Annotated in this window: 9 protein-coding genes and 2 pseudogenes; 4 read left to right on the forward strand and 7 right to left on the reverse strand. The window is 57.6% G+C overall.

The window, feature by feature from the left end:
* Nucleotides 1-23: 23 nt before the first annotated feature.
* The 4 genes and pseudogenes from leuA to AACY42_RS22265 form a co-directional block, all read right to left on the reverse strand.
* The gene (gene leuA / locus AACY42_RS22250; protein WP_339482336.1) at nt 24-1718 is read right to left on the reverse strand and encodes a 2-isopropylmalate synthase; all 1695 of its coding nucleotides are present in this window, start codon (nt 1716-1718) and stop codon (nt 24-26) included.
* A gap of 226 nt (nt 1719-1944) precedes the next feature.
* Nucleotides 1945-2880, reverse strand: a complete 936-nt coding sequence (locus AACY42_RS22255; protein WP_339482337.1) for an AraC family transcriptional regulator — start codon at nt 2878-2880, stop codon at nt 1945-1947.
* A gap of 21 nt (nt 2881-2901) precedes the next feature.
* The gene (locus AACY42_RS22260; protein ID WP_339482339.1) at nt 2902-3735 is read right to left on the reverse strand and encodes an oxidoreductase; all 834 of its coding nucleotides are present in this window, start codon (nt 3733-3735) and stop codon (nt 2902-2904) included.
* Between the two features lie 99 nt (nt 3736-3834).
* A pseudogene (locus AACY42_RS22265) lies at nt 3835-4020 on the reverse strand (leucine-rich repeat domain-containing protein); the annotation flags it as partial.
* A 347-nt stretch (nt 4021-4367) separates the two neighbouring features.
* On the opposite strand from AACY42_RS22265, the gene AACY42_RS22270 reads away from it, so the two are divergent.
* The 4 genes and pseudogenes from AACY42_RS22270 to AACY42_RS22285 all read left to right on the forward strand — a co-directional run bounded on the left by AACY42_RS22270 (nt 4368) and on the right by AACY42_RS22285 (nt 6889).
* Nucleotides 4368-4640, forward strand: a complete 273-nt coding sequence (locus AACY42_RS22270; RefSeq protein WP_339482341.1) for a hypothetical protein — start codon at nt 4368-4370, stop codon at nt 4638-4640.
* A gap of 252 nt (nt 4641-4892) precedes the next feature.
* Nucleotides 4893-6254 carry a Fic family protein gene (locus tag AACY42_RS22275; RefSeq protein ID WP_339482342.1) on the forward strand — a complete coding sequence of 454 codons (1362 nt, stop codon included), beginning with the start codon at nt 4893-4895 and terminating at the stop codon, nt 6252-6254.
* 3 nt (nt 6255-6257) lie between these two features.
* Nucleotides 6258-6377 (forward strand): annotated as a pseudogene (locus AACY42_RS22280) (DMT family transporter); the annotation flags it as partial.
* 74 nt (nt 6378-6451) lie between these two features.
* The gene (locus AACY42_RS22285; protein ID WP_250965876.1) at nt 6452-6889 is read left to right on the forward strand and encodes a hypothetical protein; all 438 of its coding nucleotides are present in this window, start codon (nt 6452-6454) and stop codon (nt 6887-6889) included.
* Between the two features lie 735 nt (nt 6890-7624).
* On the opposite strand, the gene AACY42_RS22290 is transcribed toward AACY42_RS22285, so the two are convergent.
* The 3 genes from AACY42_RS22290 to AACY42_RS22300 all read right to left on the reverse strand — a co-directional run bounded on the left by AACY42_RS22290 (nt 7625) and on the right by AACY42_RS22300 (nt 16730).
* Nucleotides 7625-8092 (reverse strand): hypothetical protein, encoded by a 468-nt coding sequence (locus AACY42_RS22290; protein WP_186650495.1) that lies wholly within the window; start codon nt 8090-8092, stop codon nt 7625-7627.
* Between the two features lie 393 nt (nt 8093-8485).
* Complete coding sequence (locus AACY42_RS22295) at nt 8486-9097, reverse strand: hypothetical protein (protein ID WP_339482345.1); 612 nt, start codon at nt 9095-9097, stop codon at nt 8486-8488.
* A gap of 10 nt (nt 9098-9107) precedes the next feature.
* Nucleotides 9108-16730, reverse strand: a complete 7623-nt coding sequence (locus AACY42_RS22300; RefSeq protein WP_339482346.1) for a two-partner secretion domain-containing protein — start codon at nt 16728-16730, stop codon at nt 9108-9110.

The raw sequence follows: 16730 nt of genomic DNA on the forward strand, positions 1-16730 counted from the left end.
GCCGGGCTGTACACGCAACCCTGTCAGCAAGGCACCGCAGCGCGCATCATGCTGAGCAGCCCCTGGCGTGATGCGTGATTGACGGCGCTTGTCACCGCCTTGAGCGACGCCAGCAAACTACTGCCGTCGCGCGCGGCGCCGAATAGCAGCCGGTTATTCACGCGAATCTCGACATAGGCCAGTGCTTCGGCCTGAGCCCCATCGCGAGCAGCGTGCTCATGATAATCGGCGATATCGAAGTGAACGCCTCGCTGGGCAAATGCATCGACCAGCGCCGCCAGCGGCCCGTTGCCCTCACCGCTGAGATCGAACTGGGTGCCACCCATGTCGAGCACGCCCTCCAGGTAAGTCACAGCGCCTTCGCTGACCAATTTAGGCTGCAACAACGTGTAGGGCTTGCCCTCCTCCAGATAATGCCGGGTAAAGCACGCAAGGATCATCTCGCTACTGATCTCCTGGCCCGATCCATCCGCCTCTTGCTGGACCAGGGTGCTGAACTCCATCTGCAACCGGCGCGGCATCACGACCCCATGCTGTTCAAGCAGATAGGCCACGCCGCCCTTGCCGGATTGGCTGTTGACGCGAATGACCGCCTCATAACTGCGCCCCATGTCCGCCGGATCAATAGGCAGATAAGGCACTTCCCAGAAGCCATCGGGGTTGGCCTGGCGCACTGCAAAGCCTTTCTTGATCGCGTCTTGATGCGACCCTGAAAAAGCCGTGAACACCAGCTCGCCCGCGTAAGGATGGCGAGGATGCGTGGGCAGCTGATTACAGTGCTCCACCTCGCGCTGGACGTGGAGGATGTCCGAGAAATCCAGCTGTGGATCGATACCGCTGGTGTAGAGATTCATGGCCAGGGTGAGGACATCGACATTGCCGGTTCGCTCGCCGTTACCAAACAGCGTGCCCTCGACCCGTTCGGCACCGGCCAGGCAGGCCTGCTCGGCGGTGGCAACCCCGGTGCCCCGGTCATTGTGCGGATGGACGCTGATGATCACGCTGTCACGACGGCTGAAATGCCGGCAAAACCATTCGATCTGATCGGCGAAAACATTGGCCGTGGAGACTTCGACGGTCGTCGGCAGGTTCAGGATCATCTTGTTGCAAGGCGTTGGGGCGAAGACGTCCGTCACCGCCTCGCAGACTTGCAATGCAAAATCCAACTCGGTGAAACAAAAGGTTTCGGGGGAATACTGGAAGGTCCACTGCGTCTCGGGATTGTCGTCCATGTGCTGTTTGATTTCGCGAGTGGCCTGGGTGGCAATCTCGATGCACCCGGCGCGGTCAACACCGAATACCACGTCTCGAAACACCGGGGCGGTCGCGTTGTACACATGCACGATAGCGCGAGGAGCGCCCTTCAATGCCTCAAACGTGCGCTCGATGAGATGGCTGCGGGCTTGCGTCATGACCTGAATCGTCACGTCATCGGGAATCGCACCGGTTTCGATAAGTTCGCGCACGTAGTCGAAGTCAGTCTGCGAAGCGGCGGGAAAGCCTACTTCGATTTCCTTGAAACCGACCTTGACCAACAGGTCGAAGAAACGGCGCTTGCGTTCGGCATTCATCGGCTCAATCAAGGCCTGATTGCCATCGCGCATATCGACGCTGCACCAGCTAGGCGCAACGGACTGGACCCGGCTGGGCCAGGCGCGGTCCGGCAGATCCACGGTGGTGAAATGTCGATATTTGCTGGAAGGATCCTTCAGCATCATGGCGTTTATCCTTTTTGATACGTCCGTAGGTGGGCAGGCTCGGCATCTGACGTCACCGAACATTGGATCCAATCATAAATGAACATAACTTGAGGCAAATTGCTTTTTCACATCAAAAGAAGGATAAAACAACAAAAAATAACCAATAAAATTTAACGTCTTGGTTATTTATGCTCAATATCTAAATATTTGAACAATTTCAGCTCCAGCAGGATCCAGCCCAGCGCTAATGCGACGAAACATAAACAGACGGCGCAACAGGTGCCGGCAACGCATAAGTCGCCTTCATCCATTCAATCTCCGCCTGAGGCGTTCGCCCGAACATCCGCTTGAATTCGCGACTGAATTGCGAGGCGCTTTCGTAGCCGACGTTGAACGCGGCCGTCGAAGCGCTCATGGGGTTGTGCAGCATCAATAGTCGCGCCTGGTGCAGGCGTGTCGATTTCAAGTACTGCATGGGCGTGGAGTCCGTCACGCTGCGAAAGTGCAGATGAAAGTTGGGGATGCTCATGTTGGCTTCATGGGCGAGCGCTTCGACGTCCAGATGCTCGTGGTAGCAGCTATGGATCTTGCGGATTGCCCGGGTGATCTTGCCGAAGTGCCCCTGGCGACTGAGCGCGGCGCGCATCGAGCCGCCCTGCTCGCCGGTCAGGATCCGGTAGTAGATTTCCCGTACCAGTGACGGCCCGAGTATTTGCGCTTCGCCCGGGCGGCTCATGGCTTCCAGCAAACGCAGCGTCGAGCTGCGCAGCAAATCGTCCATGGGCGAGGCGTACATGCCTTTGGGTTGGGCATCGCTGGGGCCGAGGGTCTCGTCGACTTGCAACATCAACTCGCTGGCCAGCTGTAAGTCGAGGCGCATGTAGACCGCCAGCATGGGCTCAGCTTCGGTGGCGTCGGTCTCCATGGTGAACGGAACCGGGACAGACACCACCAGATAGTGCTGGGCGTCATACACGTAGACGTCCTCACCCAGATAACCGCGCTTGCGCCCCTGGCACAGGATCACGATACCGGGCTCATACAACACCGGCGTGCGCGTCAGCGGCCGGTTCGAACGCAGAAAACGGATGTCCTCCAACGCGCTGAGGTTGTAGCCCTCGACCGGCGCAAGATGTTCCATCAACTGCACCATGCGCGAGGTGTTTGAGGCCTGAGTCATTGATGCCCCTTTGCTGGTCGCTCAACCGTCGGTCGAACGGGTCAGCGCTTCCCATTGATCGATCTCACTGGCCGCACGACTGAGTTTGTCGCGCACCAGGTTCAGTGCATCGCTGCCCAACAACACATGCGCAGGAGGCGTCGGGCTGGCAATGATCTGCAACATCGCTTGCGCCGCTTTCCGAGGATCGCCCAGTTGCTTGCCGCTTTTTTCCACGCGCGCTTTACGTATCGGATCGAAACTGGCGTCGTAGTCGGCAATGCTCCGCGCCGTACGCTGCATCGAACGGCCCGCCCAGTCGGTGCGAAACGAGCCTGGCGCGACCGCGGTCACGAAGATGTTGAACGGTAGCAGCTCCTTGCTCAGCGTATCGGAGAGGCCTTCGAGGGCAAACTTGCTCGCGCAGTAATAGGAAATGCCCGGCATGGTAATGGTGCCGCCCATGGAAGTGATATTGAGGATATGACCGGCACGGCGCTGACGAAAGTACGGCACGAAGGCCTTGGTCACCGCTACCGCGCCAAACACGTTGACGTCGAACTGGCGACGCATCTCCTCCAGCGGCGATTCTTCGAAGATGCCTTCATGGCCGTAGCCGGCATTGTTGACCAGGACATCGACCGGGCCGTAAGTGGTTTCTATCTGCGCCACTGCGCTATCGATTCGGTCGAACTCGGTGACGTCCAGGATCACGCCATGGGCACGTTCCGTGGAGAGCGCTTCGAAGGCCTGCAACGCCGCCTCACTGCGCACAGTGCCGATGACACGGTGGCCCGCTGCGAGCGCCTCTTGCGCCAGGGCGTTGCCCAAGCCGCTGCTCACGCCGGTGATGAAGAGGGTTTTTCTGTCGTGCATGGTGAACTCCAATGGATAAACAGGAGGCCATGGTAACGATCGAAAAATGGCCCACCTATGCCGGTTTGCCTTGGGGCATTGCCTATTCCTATCAGCGCGTCAGATTCCGGGACCTGTCACGTGGGCTGGCAACCTGGCCAAGCGATCCCAACCGTCTGCATCGATCCCGGCGCAGTTGGGCAACCACAGTGTTTGCAGCGGCAGTTGCTCCAACACAGGCACCACGGCCGACGTGATCCGCGATTCCCCTGGATCAGCGCCGAGTGTCAGGTCCCGCAGCGGCAATCGCTTTCACCCTATGGCGAGGGAGTTTGCTCCCGCTGGACTGCGTAGCGGCCCCACGATTTTACGGTCGCTGCGCAACCGAGCGGGAGCAAGCTCCCTCGCCACGATCACCTCTCTAGCCATGATGATGTGCCGAATGGACGGCTGGTTTCGAGCTTGTTGATAGCCACAAAGCGATGTAGGGAAATACCGCCACTGAAAGGCCAAAGCTCCTACATGAAGCTCGGAAAGCGGTGTCTTGTAGCGCTTGATCGGGGCGGCCTATAGTTCCTCGTCGCCCCAATGGCGACTCGGGTTTGGCGACCCGGCAACGAGGTAGCTCCTTTCAACTGAATGAGGTCCTACCGATGAACCGATACATGCCCATCACCGGCGTCGACTGCATCCCCGCTACCCTGCTGATCGACACCCAAGCCCCGCTTGATGTCCTCTTCGAAACCGCTGACTACCGCATCCGCACCGTGACCCAACTGCTGGAAAACATCGCGTTCCGCTCGGAGATCAGTTCCGACACGCTGGTGCTTTCCGACTTTTGCAAAATGCTGACGATCGCGTTGCGCGACGGGTGTGATGTGATGGATGTGATTGGCAGGCGATTGCGGGTGCAGGCGGTTGAATAAATGAAAACGCTGGGGGAGTCAATCTGCTAGGTTGGTCGATAACCCAATGCCACCCATTTAAACGGAGCAGCATTGGGTTTATCTGTGGCCATAACGTAGCCCCGACCGTCGGGAGCAACTACATCCATCTGCTGCGATGAGCTGTGGCGCAGTTCGTCAAGAACTGCGCCACATCTTTAATCCAAAAATGGCGCAGTTCTGAGAACTGCGCCATAATCGCGCCAAATCTTCTCTAACAGCGCCAACATAACCATGCCTTCGACCACCGACATACTGAACAGTATCCTGGCATCCAGGAGCGGGGCGAGCCTCTCAGAGCTTTTGACCAAGCACCCGGAAATCGCCCGGCGAACGGCGCAGCGCATCCTTGCAAACCTGGTCGAAAGCAGCCAAATCACTGCACAGGGAGAAGGCAGGGCACGACGTTATTTCGCAATAGAACACCAGGCCGAAACCCACGCCCTGAATACTGACACCGATGCCTTCCCTGCCTTCATTCCATTATCTGCAGACAGCCGGGACATACTCGCCTATATCAACCAGCCCACAGAAGCGCGCAAGCCGGTGGGCTACCAACGTGACTTTCTGGACGCCTATCGTCCTAACGAGACAGGGTACTTACCTGAGTCGTTGCGGCGCCAATTGCACAGGATGGGCAAAACCGCTGATGCGACGGAGCCAGCAGGCACTTACAGCCGGGCGGTCCTGAATCGCTTGTTGATTGATCTGTCGTGGGCATCAAGCCATCTGGAAGGGAACACCTACTCACGGCTCGACACACGACAACTCATCGAGCAAGGTAAGGCAGCACAGGGCAAGGCCGCTATAGAAACGCAGATGATCTTGAACCATAAGACAGCTATCGAGCTTTTGGTCGAGAACATCGAGAGTGCCGAGTTCAACCGTTACACATTAATGAACCTGCATAGCGCCTTGGCCGAAAACCTACTGCCCAACCCAGCAGACGAGGGCCGAATTCGCCAGCACGCCGTCGACATCGGGAAAAGCACCTATCGCCCGCTCTCAACGCCACAGCAAATTGAAGATGCACTGGACGTCCTGCTTGGCAAAGCCAATCAGATCGCTGATCCGTTCGAGCAGTCTTTCTTCATGATGGTGCACCTGCCCTACTTGCAGCCCTTTGCCGACATCAATAAACGCACATCCCGACTGGCAGCGAATCTCCCCTTGTTCCGTGCCAATCTTTGTCCGCTGACCTTTCTGGATGTACCGGAGCAGGCCTACAGCCGAGCCACATTGGGTGTGTACGAAATGACCCGTGTAGAGCTGCTTCGCGACCTGTATATCTGGGCCTACGAACGCTCGACACAGGAATATCTGGCAATCAAGCAAGACCTTGCGGAGCCGGACCCTTTACGCCTGGCATGGCGAGACCTCATCAAGAAGACCATTCGGGAAATCATCACTCACCCAGAACTTGACCCGTTGTCATGTATTCAACGCTCGGTAGCGGAATATGTTTCAGAAAGAGAGCAGCCGCAAGTGCAAGCACTGATCATCGAAGAACTCCGTCGCCTGCACGAAGGGGTGCTCGCGCGCTACGGGTTACGACCATCGGAGTTCATGTCCTGGAAGTCGCTCCATGGCCACTGATGGATGATCACTGAGGTGATGTTTGCCCTCTGCATCGCCGCGCTGAACGCCACCATCGGTGTACTCATCAAAGTGTTGATGAGCACCTTCACGATAGACAAGCTGACGGCCCTTGGGCCAGTCACCTATCCAGCCACACGGCCATCCACCTCTTAAATAGATGGAAAATATTGCCTTTTTCAGATGGAGCATGAGTTTTGTACAAGAAATTTACAGGGATCGTTTTTCTGCTATTGAGCGGCTGCTCACTGCATCCGTATACCAAGGACGAGCTGCTGAACACTGGCGTAACCAGCCCCGAGTACTGCCTGACGCAAGAGCGGGCGGTGGTCGAAGAGCGGGTGCAAGGCTACCTGAACCACTGCTTTCACCCACAAGTGACCGAGCTCACGACGGGTGGGAGACTCGTCAATACCATCCAATTGAAAGTCGACAGCAATGCCGACAGAAGCGACATGGTGCTATGGGCACCAACGATCTACGGCAGCCAGTTCTATATGAACGTGATCGTCTCGGAAAAGAACCCCGCCTGCAAAACCACCATGACCGCCGTGGCCTCAGGCTGGGGATTTGGACGAAATTTTCCGAAGATCCTGGAAAGCGCGAATGGGGGAGACCCGTGGTGTCCGCTGTAACCACAAAAGAAGGGGATAGCAAAATAAAACTGCGCCATGGGCGAGCGATCAACAATCCGGCTTCTGTGGCGAGGGAGCTTGCTCCCGCTGGGCTGCGAAGCAACCCTCGCTATTCATCGCCAACCGACAGAGAGCAAACGCCCTTTCCACGATAAAACTATTGGACCGCCTGCCCGGCTGATCCAGAAGGCGTCGTTGTGACGGCCGGCTCTATAACTTTCGCCGAAAGACCTGTCTCGACATCACGAACTTCGTAATACCACCATTTCATCGAAGAAATGCCATAAAGCCCATAGGTACGGCCACCGACCAAATCCACGGTCATTTCAATTGGACGTGAGTATCCAGTTCCAATAGCGTACTTAACGGAAAGTTTATGCCTTCCTGCGCCGAGTCGATACTCGGTTTGGCGGGCTAGCCAATATAGCGACGTATCGTCATCGATCTCGTCTATCGACAGATGCTTGTCGAACTGCCGAATTGTCGCGACCTCGTCCTAGGGTTTTCCTTCTGCGCTTTTATGTTCGTAATGAATGCACCCGGTCAGCGTGAAGCAGAATAAAGTCATCACTACAAAGCGTAAAACAACATCGTGTCGCATCAATGGCCCTCCAAGACACGTTTTTATCTAGAAAAAGACATAAATCCCCTTTTCGCAAGACGGATTGGCTGGACGCTTGCGGTCTAGGGAATGGTTGAAGCGATGAACGAGCGACGGCAGCCACCTTACCGGCATCATTTTGGGCAGTTCAACTGTTCAGGGCGAAGCTCAATGGAAAAGAGTGTGCTGTTTCGGGCCAGGTAGTGATGCTCCTGGTGAAACTTGAACCTGCGCATCATCGTCAGCAACTGCGGTTCCTTGCAGGCCAGTTCCTCCAAATCACGGCGTACTCTCGCCTCCATGCTGGCCTTGCGTTCCTCGGAGAGGCTGCTCGCTGCTAAGTCGATCCTGTAGCGGTAGAAGATCGTGTCACCGTACGTAAAACCGACGTACTCAAGGGTGGTAATTGCATCCAGTTGCTTTGGCAGCGTCGCGTCCAGCTGGGCGAGGTGCTCGACCAGCAGCGCCTGTTGGGCCATCTTCTCCTGCTCGGCTTTGAGCGCGAAATAGCGTCCAATCCCGGCAATCAGTACTACCGCAGCGATACCCAAATAGAAATTACGCGGGTTGCGCCGTTTCTTCGGCGCCAACTTCATCAACATCTTGAATGACTCGTCTAAGTATGAAAAAGCCCTAGCGAAACTAGAAGCTACGGGTGAAAACGGTTTAGCCTGACACAACATCCTCGAGGGAGCACTCGGCCAGACGTTTTAATTTTTATAGGTGTATCAGCTGGTTAGTCGTTAAGTAAGTGCCATTCAAATCTGTCCCTTTTCGCTTTGGATCAAGCGGTAGCGATACGGCACGCACCGCCCTGGCAGTGAACTGCCCCAGAGAAACGTTGGTACCGCCAATGTGTCAAAAACGTGTCGCAGAACTGTGGCTCGCGCGTGGCACGCACGTCCAGTCTCAACTGGCTCACTTGGCGGACGACCCGGTTACGTCGGCTTGGGAGCTTCAGCTGTCGCTTTTGCACCGGCCTACCAATTTAAAAATTAAAGCGCATGACCTAAAATCTCTTGAAAATCATCGGCCAAGTCACCGAGTTCTATATTAGGATTAAGTATCATTAGCTGGTCCGCGGTCACGTTTAGCGATGCGAATACCTCCTCAAGCACAGCTGCATCAATATTTTTTTCGTAATAGTCCTTAGCTAAGGTTTTATAAGCCTCAATTCCTTCCACAAGAAAACCTAGCAGCGGATACTCTTTCAGCCCATCCGGCGACGCACACCACGAAGGCTGCTTGACACCTCGCCAAAAAAACAGACTTGCATTATCCGTAGAGAACGCTGGCTCAACTTTAAATTGCTGAAACGCCTCGGGCATAGTATTCAAACAGCCAGACACATCAGATAGAGGTGAACCAAATATCACTTTCCCTGCAACACCTGCATTCGTAAAATGCAAAAAATACTCCCCTCCCGAACCGTCTCTCATTGAGCCCATCATTTCTTTCCCCGCCCCATCCCAATTACAGTTGAATGAGAAATATCTATATTCCCACTCAGGCATAATTATGGCATCTAACAGAGCCAACCCCTGAGCCACATATTTAACACGCTCAATTGAAGGTAGCTCATCTATATTTCGAATAAAATTATTCATCTAAGTTCACCTACTTGTCAGATTTAGCTCTATTTTCTTGTCGAGATAGAATCTGAAGATTTGAGCTGCAATTTGTACCACCACAATTTTTTGGCTTCATATGATCAAACTGCCACTCGTTAGGATCTGGGGTTACACCGCGCTGGCTTTTTTGTGGCTTGACTAACACAGTACCACTGACATCGGATTTAACTACACCTTCGTTGGCTGCTTTGTTCAACTCTAATGCCTCTTGTTTTTGCCGCAAAGTGAATTCTTTACCGGGGCCAACATTTGGCGGATTTTCAATACTTGAATAATCGACTTTCGCAGGAACGCCTACTTCTTTTGCCCCGCTTAGAAGCTCATCTGCTGTACCACCCAGATTAGGAGTAGCGCCACCTTTCAAAGCAGAGGAGAGTTCTCCGGATAGTGCCTTACCCCCAACGTGCGCGGCTAGCAGTTCTGCCAGCGACTGAGCAGCCTTATAGCCGAGATCCCCGGTCGGGCTCGCTTCTCCGGGATACTGAGCAGGATCAAATGAAGCGAGAACTCGCTCACCCTCTGCTGAGATATAAGGGGCATTGGTCTGGTCGAAAGATTCAGCTGCGCTTGCAAACGCGATAGTTCCCATCGATCCCAAGGCGAATGGTGCCACGCAACCTACAACGCTTACGCAGGCAGGGGCGGAGCCGACCATACCAATATATGAGAGCGTGCCCGCTCCCGCCTCCATGGCCGCACTCCCCGTCCACCCTAGGTCGTTAATTAACTCATCATGAGCACTGAGGGTGTCGTCTATCCGATCTCCAACGCCATAATCAAACTGTCCTGTGCTTTTAAGTAACGCGAGTTCCTCAGTAAACCCTTGCCCTAGCGTTTCCAGTTTCACGAGGTCATCGTAGCGTTTATCACTTGACGGAACGGACTTACTGCAGTGGGTCAATGCACATGCAGCTGCATTGAGGCGGGCCTTGTTATCGGGGTTGCGTCGACGTTGCTCATCCAATGCAACGGTTTGCATTTCATGCAACGAATGGTTGTACTGCGTAGCGTTCCTCGCCACCCAGGCACCTTTCTCTAGCTTGCTGGCATCTCCATCCGCCTGCGAAGCTGCCGCAAGCAACCCAACCATCTGGGAGCTCATGCTCAGCAGGTTTTGATCACCTTTAACCAGATCGTAGAGATGCCCAACTAGCGCCTCGTTAGCCCCCGCTGCCAAGGCGCCGATTTTGAAATCACCGCCAGTAGCTTCGGCGAGAAGCCCGCCCACCATTGAATGAATCACAATTTTCTGTGGCGTACCGGTGGCGAACACACCCTTCGTGTAGTCGCCCACCGCGTTGAAGCTTGCTGCCGCCAAGGTGTTGAACAGCGCGCTTTTCAACGCATCGCTGGCACTGCCACCCTGCCCGAGCGCCTTGCTCAGCAACATGGAGGTTCCGTTCTGCAACGCTTGATTGGCGGCAAATTGACCGACGCCGCTCCAAGTGCTCAGTGAGCTCGTCGTGCTTACGTTGTCGATTGCCGTATTCGTTTCAGTGCCAGTCCACCCATCAAAATATGCAGCCGTCAGTCCTGCTGTAACGCCAGCGATGGCATACCCCTTCATGGCATCTGAAGAAGTCACGTCCTTGAACACGGCGCCAAGATTGCCGCGATTATTGACAACGCTGACGGTCGCGTTAGTTGCAGCTCCCGCTGCAACGGCGCCTGCCGCGGCTGAAATACCAGCAGCCGTCTCCGCCGTAATTGTCCCGGCGGCAACCATCCCTCCAGTCGCGGTTCCCATTGCGCCTGCCGCTAACGGTCCAACGACCGCTGCCATCACAATCGCAATGATGATCTGCGAAGCCGGCCCCAAGCCGGAGTTGCTGTACTTGAAGCTGTCGTGGATCTCTTTGACTTGACGCCAGTCCACATCACCGCGTTTTTCCGCGTCCTTGAGCCATGCCAATTGCGGATCAGCCTTGACCATCGCATCGATGGATTGGCTGACGGTTTGCTGATTGACCTGGTTGATATCGATCTTCAAACCGTTGACGGCTTTGATCGCAACACTGCCCTCAGCAATAAACTGGCTTTGGCGCAAGGTTTCGTCGGTCTTGCCCTTACCCTTGGACGAGACCCAGAACGCGTTGTTGTCAGTCTTCTCGTGGCTCTCCTGATGTAGATCCTTCACGCCTTCGAAGGTAATGGAACCGCTACTGTCCAGCGTGATGTCCTTGCCGCTCTGCAGTTTCGCCACCTGATACAGCTGGTCGCCGCCGCTGACCAATCGCAGGTCGCCCCCGGTAGTGATTTCACTGCCGATGTTTTTCACATCGGTCACTTCATCCCGCTGAGTCTTCTTACTCCCCCAACCACCTTTCTTCTTCATGTCATACAGCGAATAGTCGCTGTTCTGCGCAGCCAGCAGCTCAAGCTTGCCACCCGCCACGAAGTAGGCCTTGTTTGCAGCGTTGACCTTGCTGGCGATCATCGCCAAATCCTGCCCCGCGCTCATTACAACGTTGCGCCCCGCATTAACCGTCGAGGCCACCTGACTGACGTGGTCCTCTTGGCGGGTGACCTTCTTGCTCTTGCCGTAGGAATGCTGCTCATCCGCCGCCGAGGCGAAGGTCAAGTTTCCTTGGGCGGCCATGGCAACGTCGCGCTTGGCATCGATCTGAGTGCCGACAACGGTGAGGTTGCGACCAGCGTTGACGGTCAGGTCGCGGCCGCTGTCGAGGCTGGAGCCGTATTGCTTGATGTCTTGGTCGCGATGCCTGCCGCGAGTGCCGCTGGTGATGCGTTCGGCGGCGATGAGATTGACATCGCGCGTGGCGTTTAGGGTGGTGTCGGCGCCACTTTTCAGCACGCCGCCGACGCTGTTGATGTCACGCCCTGCACTGATGATCAGGTTGTTGCCGGCTTCGATACGTGCGGCGCTGTCGATGAAGTCGGTGCGTTCGCTGCGGTAGCCGCTGTCGCTTTCGTGGGTGGTAACGGTACGCTCGTTAGTCACGTCGCCAGTCAGAGCAACAACACTGACATCCCGCCCAGCAATAACCCCACCCGCCCTGTTAGTCAGGTTATTACTCGCCAACGCATCCAGCCGACCACCCGCTTCCATCAACCCACTGTTGACCAAGCTGTCGCCCGCCGTCGCCCTCAGGTTGCTGGACGCACGCAAGGTGCCCGCATTGTTCAGGTTCTTACCCGCAATCAGGCTGACGTCTGAGCCCTGAATCAGCGCACCATTCGGCGCCAGGCGATTATTGGCCTGGGCCAGATAAAGCACCGGCACCAGCACCTGTTGATTATTCACCGTCCGGTTTTCCATCCAGACGATGTCATGGGTCAGGGCCGTAACCTGTTCGGCGGTCAGGCTGACGCCCAGGGACAGGTTGAGACTGTCCTTGCTGGCGATGGCGTTGTTCATCAGGTACTTGAACATGCCGTCGTCGGAGTTCTGGCCGTCGAGGAAGCGTTGGCCGGTGCGGGCGATCACCGCCTGTTGGATCAGGCGTTGTTCGTAGAAACCGTCGCCCAGGCGCTTGGCGGCGGTGTCCGGGTCGTAGCCCAGGTTTGTCAGCAGGTAATCGGAGCTCATGAACCGGCGCATGTCGGTCAGCGCCGGGTTGGTCTCGATCAGGTACTTTTGCGGGTTGGCCTGGAACGAACGGTCCGGCAGGCCACGCACTTGCGTCAGGCCCGTGCTCTGGGTCGGCGTGGCCGAGCCGTCGCCGCTCATGCGGAACAGGCCGTTTTGCCCGGTGGGCAAGTCAAAACCCGGCAAGGTCAGCGGATCGACCTGTTGCTGGGTCAGGTTCGGGGGTAGCTGCCGATTGACGCTGATACGGGTCGAGAAGGCGTTGTCGGCCTGGGTGTCGGTGCGCGGGCCGGCGCCAACGTAGTTGTAGCCGCCACGCACGACGCCGCTGTTGAGGTCGCCCTGGGTAGGAATGTCGACGGCACCACCGGCCTGGATAATCGCGGCATAGGTCTGGTTATCGGTAGTACTGGTTTGGGTGCGAAACTCCAGCAGCTCACGCTCGGTCATACCAATGAAGCGGCTCATCGCCGCTTCAAGACCGCTCAGGTCATTGGCGTTGTAGCCTGGGCTCTGCAACCAGTATTTTTTGGTGAAGTTATTGGCGGCGGTGCGCCAGCTACCCGGGCGGCGCGTGCGTTGGGACCTGAAGGTGCGCGAGGTTTCAATCTCGCCGGGCTCGATGCCGATGTTGTCCAGGCTGACGAGGTTGGCGGTCAATGCACCGCCGACGCCGATGCTGCTGCTCCGGTTGGTCAGCGTGTCGCCCTGGATATTCAGGTTGCCGCCGGTGGTGATGCTGGAGGCAGCGCTGGCCGCGGTGACTTCGAACTTGTCGCGCTGGACGATCTGCCAGACGTGGTTTTCCTTGCCACCGCTGCAATCACCGGCGTTGACCCCTTCGATACAAGCCACTTCCCTGATTGAGGCGGTGTAGATGCCAGCATCGTTGGTGGCCAAGACCTCACGGACGTTGTCGATGGTGCTGGCCGCCAGGCGCATGTTGCCGCCGCTTTGCAGCGTGCCGGAGCTGTTGAGGATGCGGCTGGCACGGGTGCCGAGGCCGTCGCGATCGATGCTCAGATCACCCAGGCTGTAGATATCGGCATAGCGGTTGGTCAGGCTATTGACGCGCAGGCTGGTATTGCCGCCGCTGAAGATCAATCCGTGTTCGTTGAGCAGGTCGCCGGTTGTGACACCGAGCGCGCCGGCACTGCCCAACGTGCCGTAGTTGTTGAGCGTGGCGGCCGTGACGCTCAGGTCCGCCGCCGAGGTCAGCCGACCGTAGCTGTTGAGGACGCCATCGACCACGACGGTTGTGTTGCCACCGCCAGCGATACTGCCGTTTTGCTCCAGACTGATCAGCGCGGCCTTGAGGCCCAAGGTGCCGAGACTGCTCAAGCGACCGTTGCCTGCATAGGCACCGGTCAATTGCAGGTCGATGGCTCCATCGCTGCCGATCAGGCCGTCAACCCGCCAGTTGCTGCCACGGCCCACCATGCTGTCGGTACTGAGCAACTGGCCGGTGGCGGTCTGGGTCAACTGGTCGACATCCACGACCAGGTTCCCGGCCTGGATCGCCGTGCTGTTGGTCCAGCGATCAGCCGTCACCGTCAGGTTGCCGTAGGTCACCAGCTGTCCGCCGGCCTGCCCCAGGTTGGCCTGGCTGATGCCGAACACTCCCAGGCCAGTGTGCAACAGCTTGCCACCCACGTTCTGAATGCTGCCGGTGTCCAGGCCGACATTTTGGCTGGCGGTTTCCAGGGTGCCGTCGTTGTTATCGAACAGGTCACCGATGTTGAACACCGTGGTGCTGTTCTGGCCCAGGGTGCGCAGTTGGCCTTTCTGGTTGCTCAAGCTGGCGGCCAGAATGTCCAGGCTGTCCTGGCTTTCGATGATGCCGGCGTTGTTGTTCAGCGCACCCGAAAGGTCAAAGTCGATACCACTGGCGCTGACCTGCCCGCCGCCGCTGTTGTCCATGCCCCGGCCAGTGACCCAGACCTTGCCCGTGGCGTATATCCCGCCGTTGCGATTGTTGATATCCGCCGCCGCGTTGGTGACCACGACATCGCCGGCTTGTGCAGCGATGCGTCCGCCGTCGTTGAACAGCCCAGCCAAGGCTCGGATGTTGAGTCCTTGAGCCTGGATCGTGCCGCCCTGGCGGTTCACGTCATGGCCGTTTTTCAGCACACCGGTGGTGCGTGCCTCCAGCGCCGCCTTGACGCTGGACAGCACGCCGCCACGGTTGTCCAGGTTGGTGGCGAAGACACTCAGCTTGGCGTCCTTGGCGATGATGCTGCCGCCCTGGTTATCGATGTCGCCGGATACATCCACGGTGACCAGGCCCTCGCCTTGCAGCGTGCCCTTGGCGTTATTCAGACTGGCAGCATCGAACTCGACCTCGGCAGCACGGCTGGCGAGCAGGCCTTTTTCGGCGTTGTTGACCGCGCCGGTGGCGCTGACCAGCAACTTGCCATTGGCGGCGACGGTGCCTTTGTTGCTGTTGTCCAGGCTGGCGGTGTGCACGGTCATGACGCCTTGGCTGGATAGCTCGCCGCCCCGGTTATTGATCGCGCCGGTGTTAGTGATGTCGAGATTTTTGCCGGCCATGACCAGGCCGGTCAGGTTGTCCAGGCTGCCGAGGACCAGGGTCGCGCTGTTCAGGCTCGACAGTTCACCTGCATTGTTTTCCAAATGGCCCAGGTCGGCCGTCAGCAGGCCCTGGCTATTGATCAGGCCGCCCTGGCTGTTGAGGACTTGATCGGCGCTCAGGTGCAGTTCGGTGTTACCCAGGATCCGGCCTTTATTGCGGTTATCCACAACGTTGCCGGTGACGGTGGTCTTGCCCTGCCCACTGAGCGTGCCGCCCTGGTTGTTCAGCGCTGCGGTGGTCGTGACATTCAGGTCGCGACTGGCGATGACGGTTTTGCCGGCGTTGTTCAACTGCTTGGCGGTGAGGGTGACATCACCCGTGGTATTGCGGCTGTTATCGGCGTTGACCCCGGCTTCGATAATGCCGTTGTTGCTCAGTGTGCCACCGCTGTCCAGATGAACGTTGTCGCGCGCTACCAGGTTGTTCTGGCTGATCAGGTCGCCCTGGGTCTTCACGTCCAGGCGGCTACCGGCGTAAACCTGACCACGGGTTTCCAGGCTTTTGGCGTCGATGACGATGGCGCCGGCAGCAGCCGTCTGCGCCATGCTCAAATGACCATTGGCATCCAGCTGAATATCCCCCCCACTGGCAACCATCTTGCCATCCAGCTTCACACCAACCCCGGCCTCGGTGCCCACCAGCTTGATCGCGCCGGCGTACATACCACCCAACGCCGAAGAGTCGATGGCCAGCTCCGGTTTCGCACTGCCATCATCGGCCCGGGCAGTGGCGTTGAGGGTATTGGCATTAACGTCATTGCGCCCAGCCACGATGGTCAGGTTCTTCGCCTGGATCTCGGCGTTGATCTTGGCGCTGCGAGTGATGATTTCGAAGCGGTCGACGTTGTTCGCGTTCAGGCCCGCGCCTTCAATCGCGACGCTGCCCTGGTCCACCTGATAACGACCCACCTGGCCGTTTTCGATGATCGGCTTGCCCGTGGTCAGGGTCGCCTTCGGGGTATTGATAAACCCGCAGCCATTGCAGGTGATGCCATAGGGGTTGGCAACGATGACGTGGGCCGACTGCCCCGCCACTTCGGTGTAGCCGCGCAATTGGCTGGGGTTGCCGCCGTTGACTTCGTTGAGGATGACTTTCGCGGCCGTGCCCTTGAGGTTCGGGTTGCCGAGGATGATCCCACCCAGTTGCGTGGACTGGGCGGGGTTGGTGGCGTTGTTGAGGATCACGCCGTTGATGCCGACGTTGTAGTCCTTGAACTGGTTGTGAGACAGGCCGCTGCCGTTGGGCTTGGCGATGTTGACCACCGGCACGCCGTTGCCGGCCTGGCCGAGGCTGGTGCCCGGCGCGCTGACCACGATGCCGCCCGCCTGGGCCCACATCGGCTGCCAGAACATGACGTTGGCCAACAGGAACGCCAGGCCACGCTTGGGCATGCCCCAGAAGGCGTCGCGGGTTTGCAGGGCAGCAGAGGGCTGGCGGGCCAGGAAGGCGTGTTGGCGGTCGTCCAT

The sequence above is a fragment of the Pseudomonas sp. RL_5y_Pfl2_73 genome (assembly GCF_963970515.1).
Classification (GTDB): Bacteria; Pseudomonadota; Gammaproteobacteria; order Pseudomonadales; family Pseudomonadaceae; genus Aquipseudomonas.

Bases quoted from the DNA above. Each gene is read 5' to 3' on its own strand.
- leuA (WP_339482336.1), bottom strand. From the start codon at position 1,718: ATGATGCTGAAGGATCCTTCCAGCAAATATCGACATTTCACCACCGTG.
- AACY42_RS22255 (WP_339482337.1), bottom strand. From the start codon at position 2,880: ATGACTCAGGCCTCAAACACCTCGCGCATGGTGCAGTTGATGGAACAT.
- AACY42_RS22260 (WP_339482339.1), bottom strand. From the start codon at position 3,735: ATGCACGACAGAAAAACCCTCTTCATCACCGGCGTGAGCAGCGGCTTG.
- AACY42_RS22270 (WP_339482341.1), top strand. From the start codon at position 4,368: ATGAACCGATACATGCCCATCACCGGCGTCGACTGCATCCCCGCTACC.
- AACY42_RS22275 (WP_339482342.1), top strand. From the start codon at position 4,893: ATGCCTTCGACCACCGACATACTGAACAGTATCCTGGCATCCAGGAGC.
- AACY42_RS22290 (WP_186650495.1), bottom strand. From the start codon at position 8,092: ATGTTGATGAAGTTGGCGCCGAAGAAACGGCGCAACCCGCGTAATTTC.
- AACY42_RS22295 (WP_339482345.1), bottom strand. From the start codon at position 9,097: ATGAATAATTTTATTCGAAATATAGATGAGCTACCTTCAATTGAGCGT.
- AACY42_RS22300 (WP_339482346.1), bottom strand. From the start codon at position 16,730: ATGGACGACCGCCAACACGCCTTCCTGGCCCGCCAGCCCTCTGCTGCC.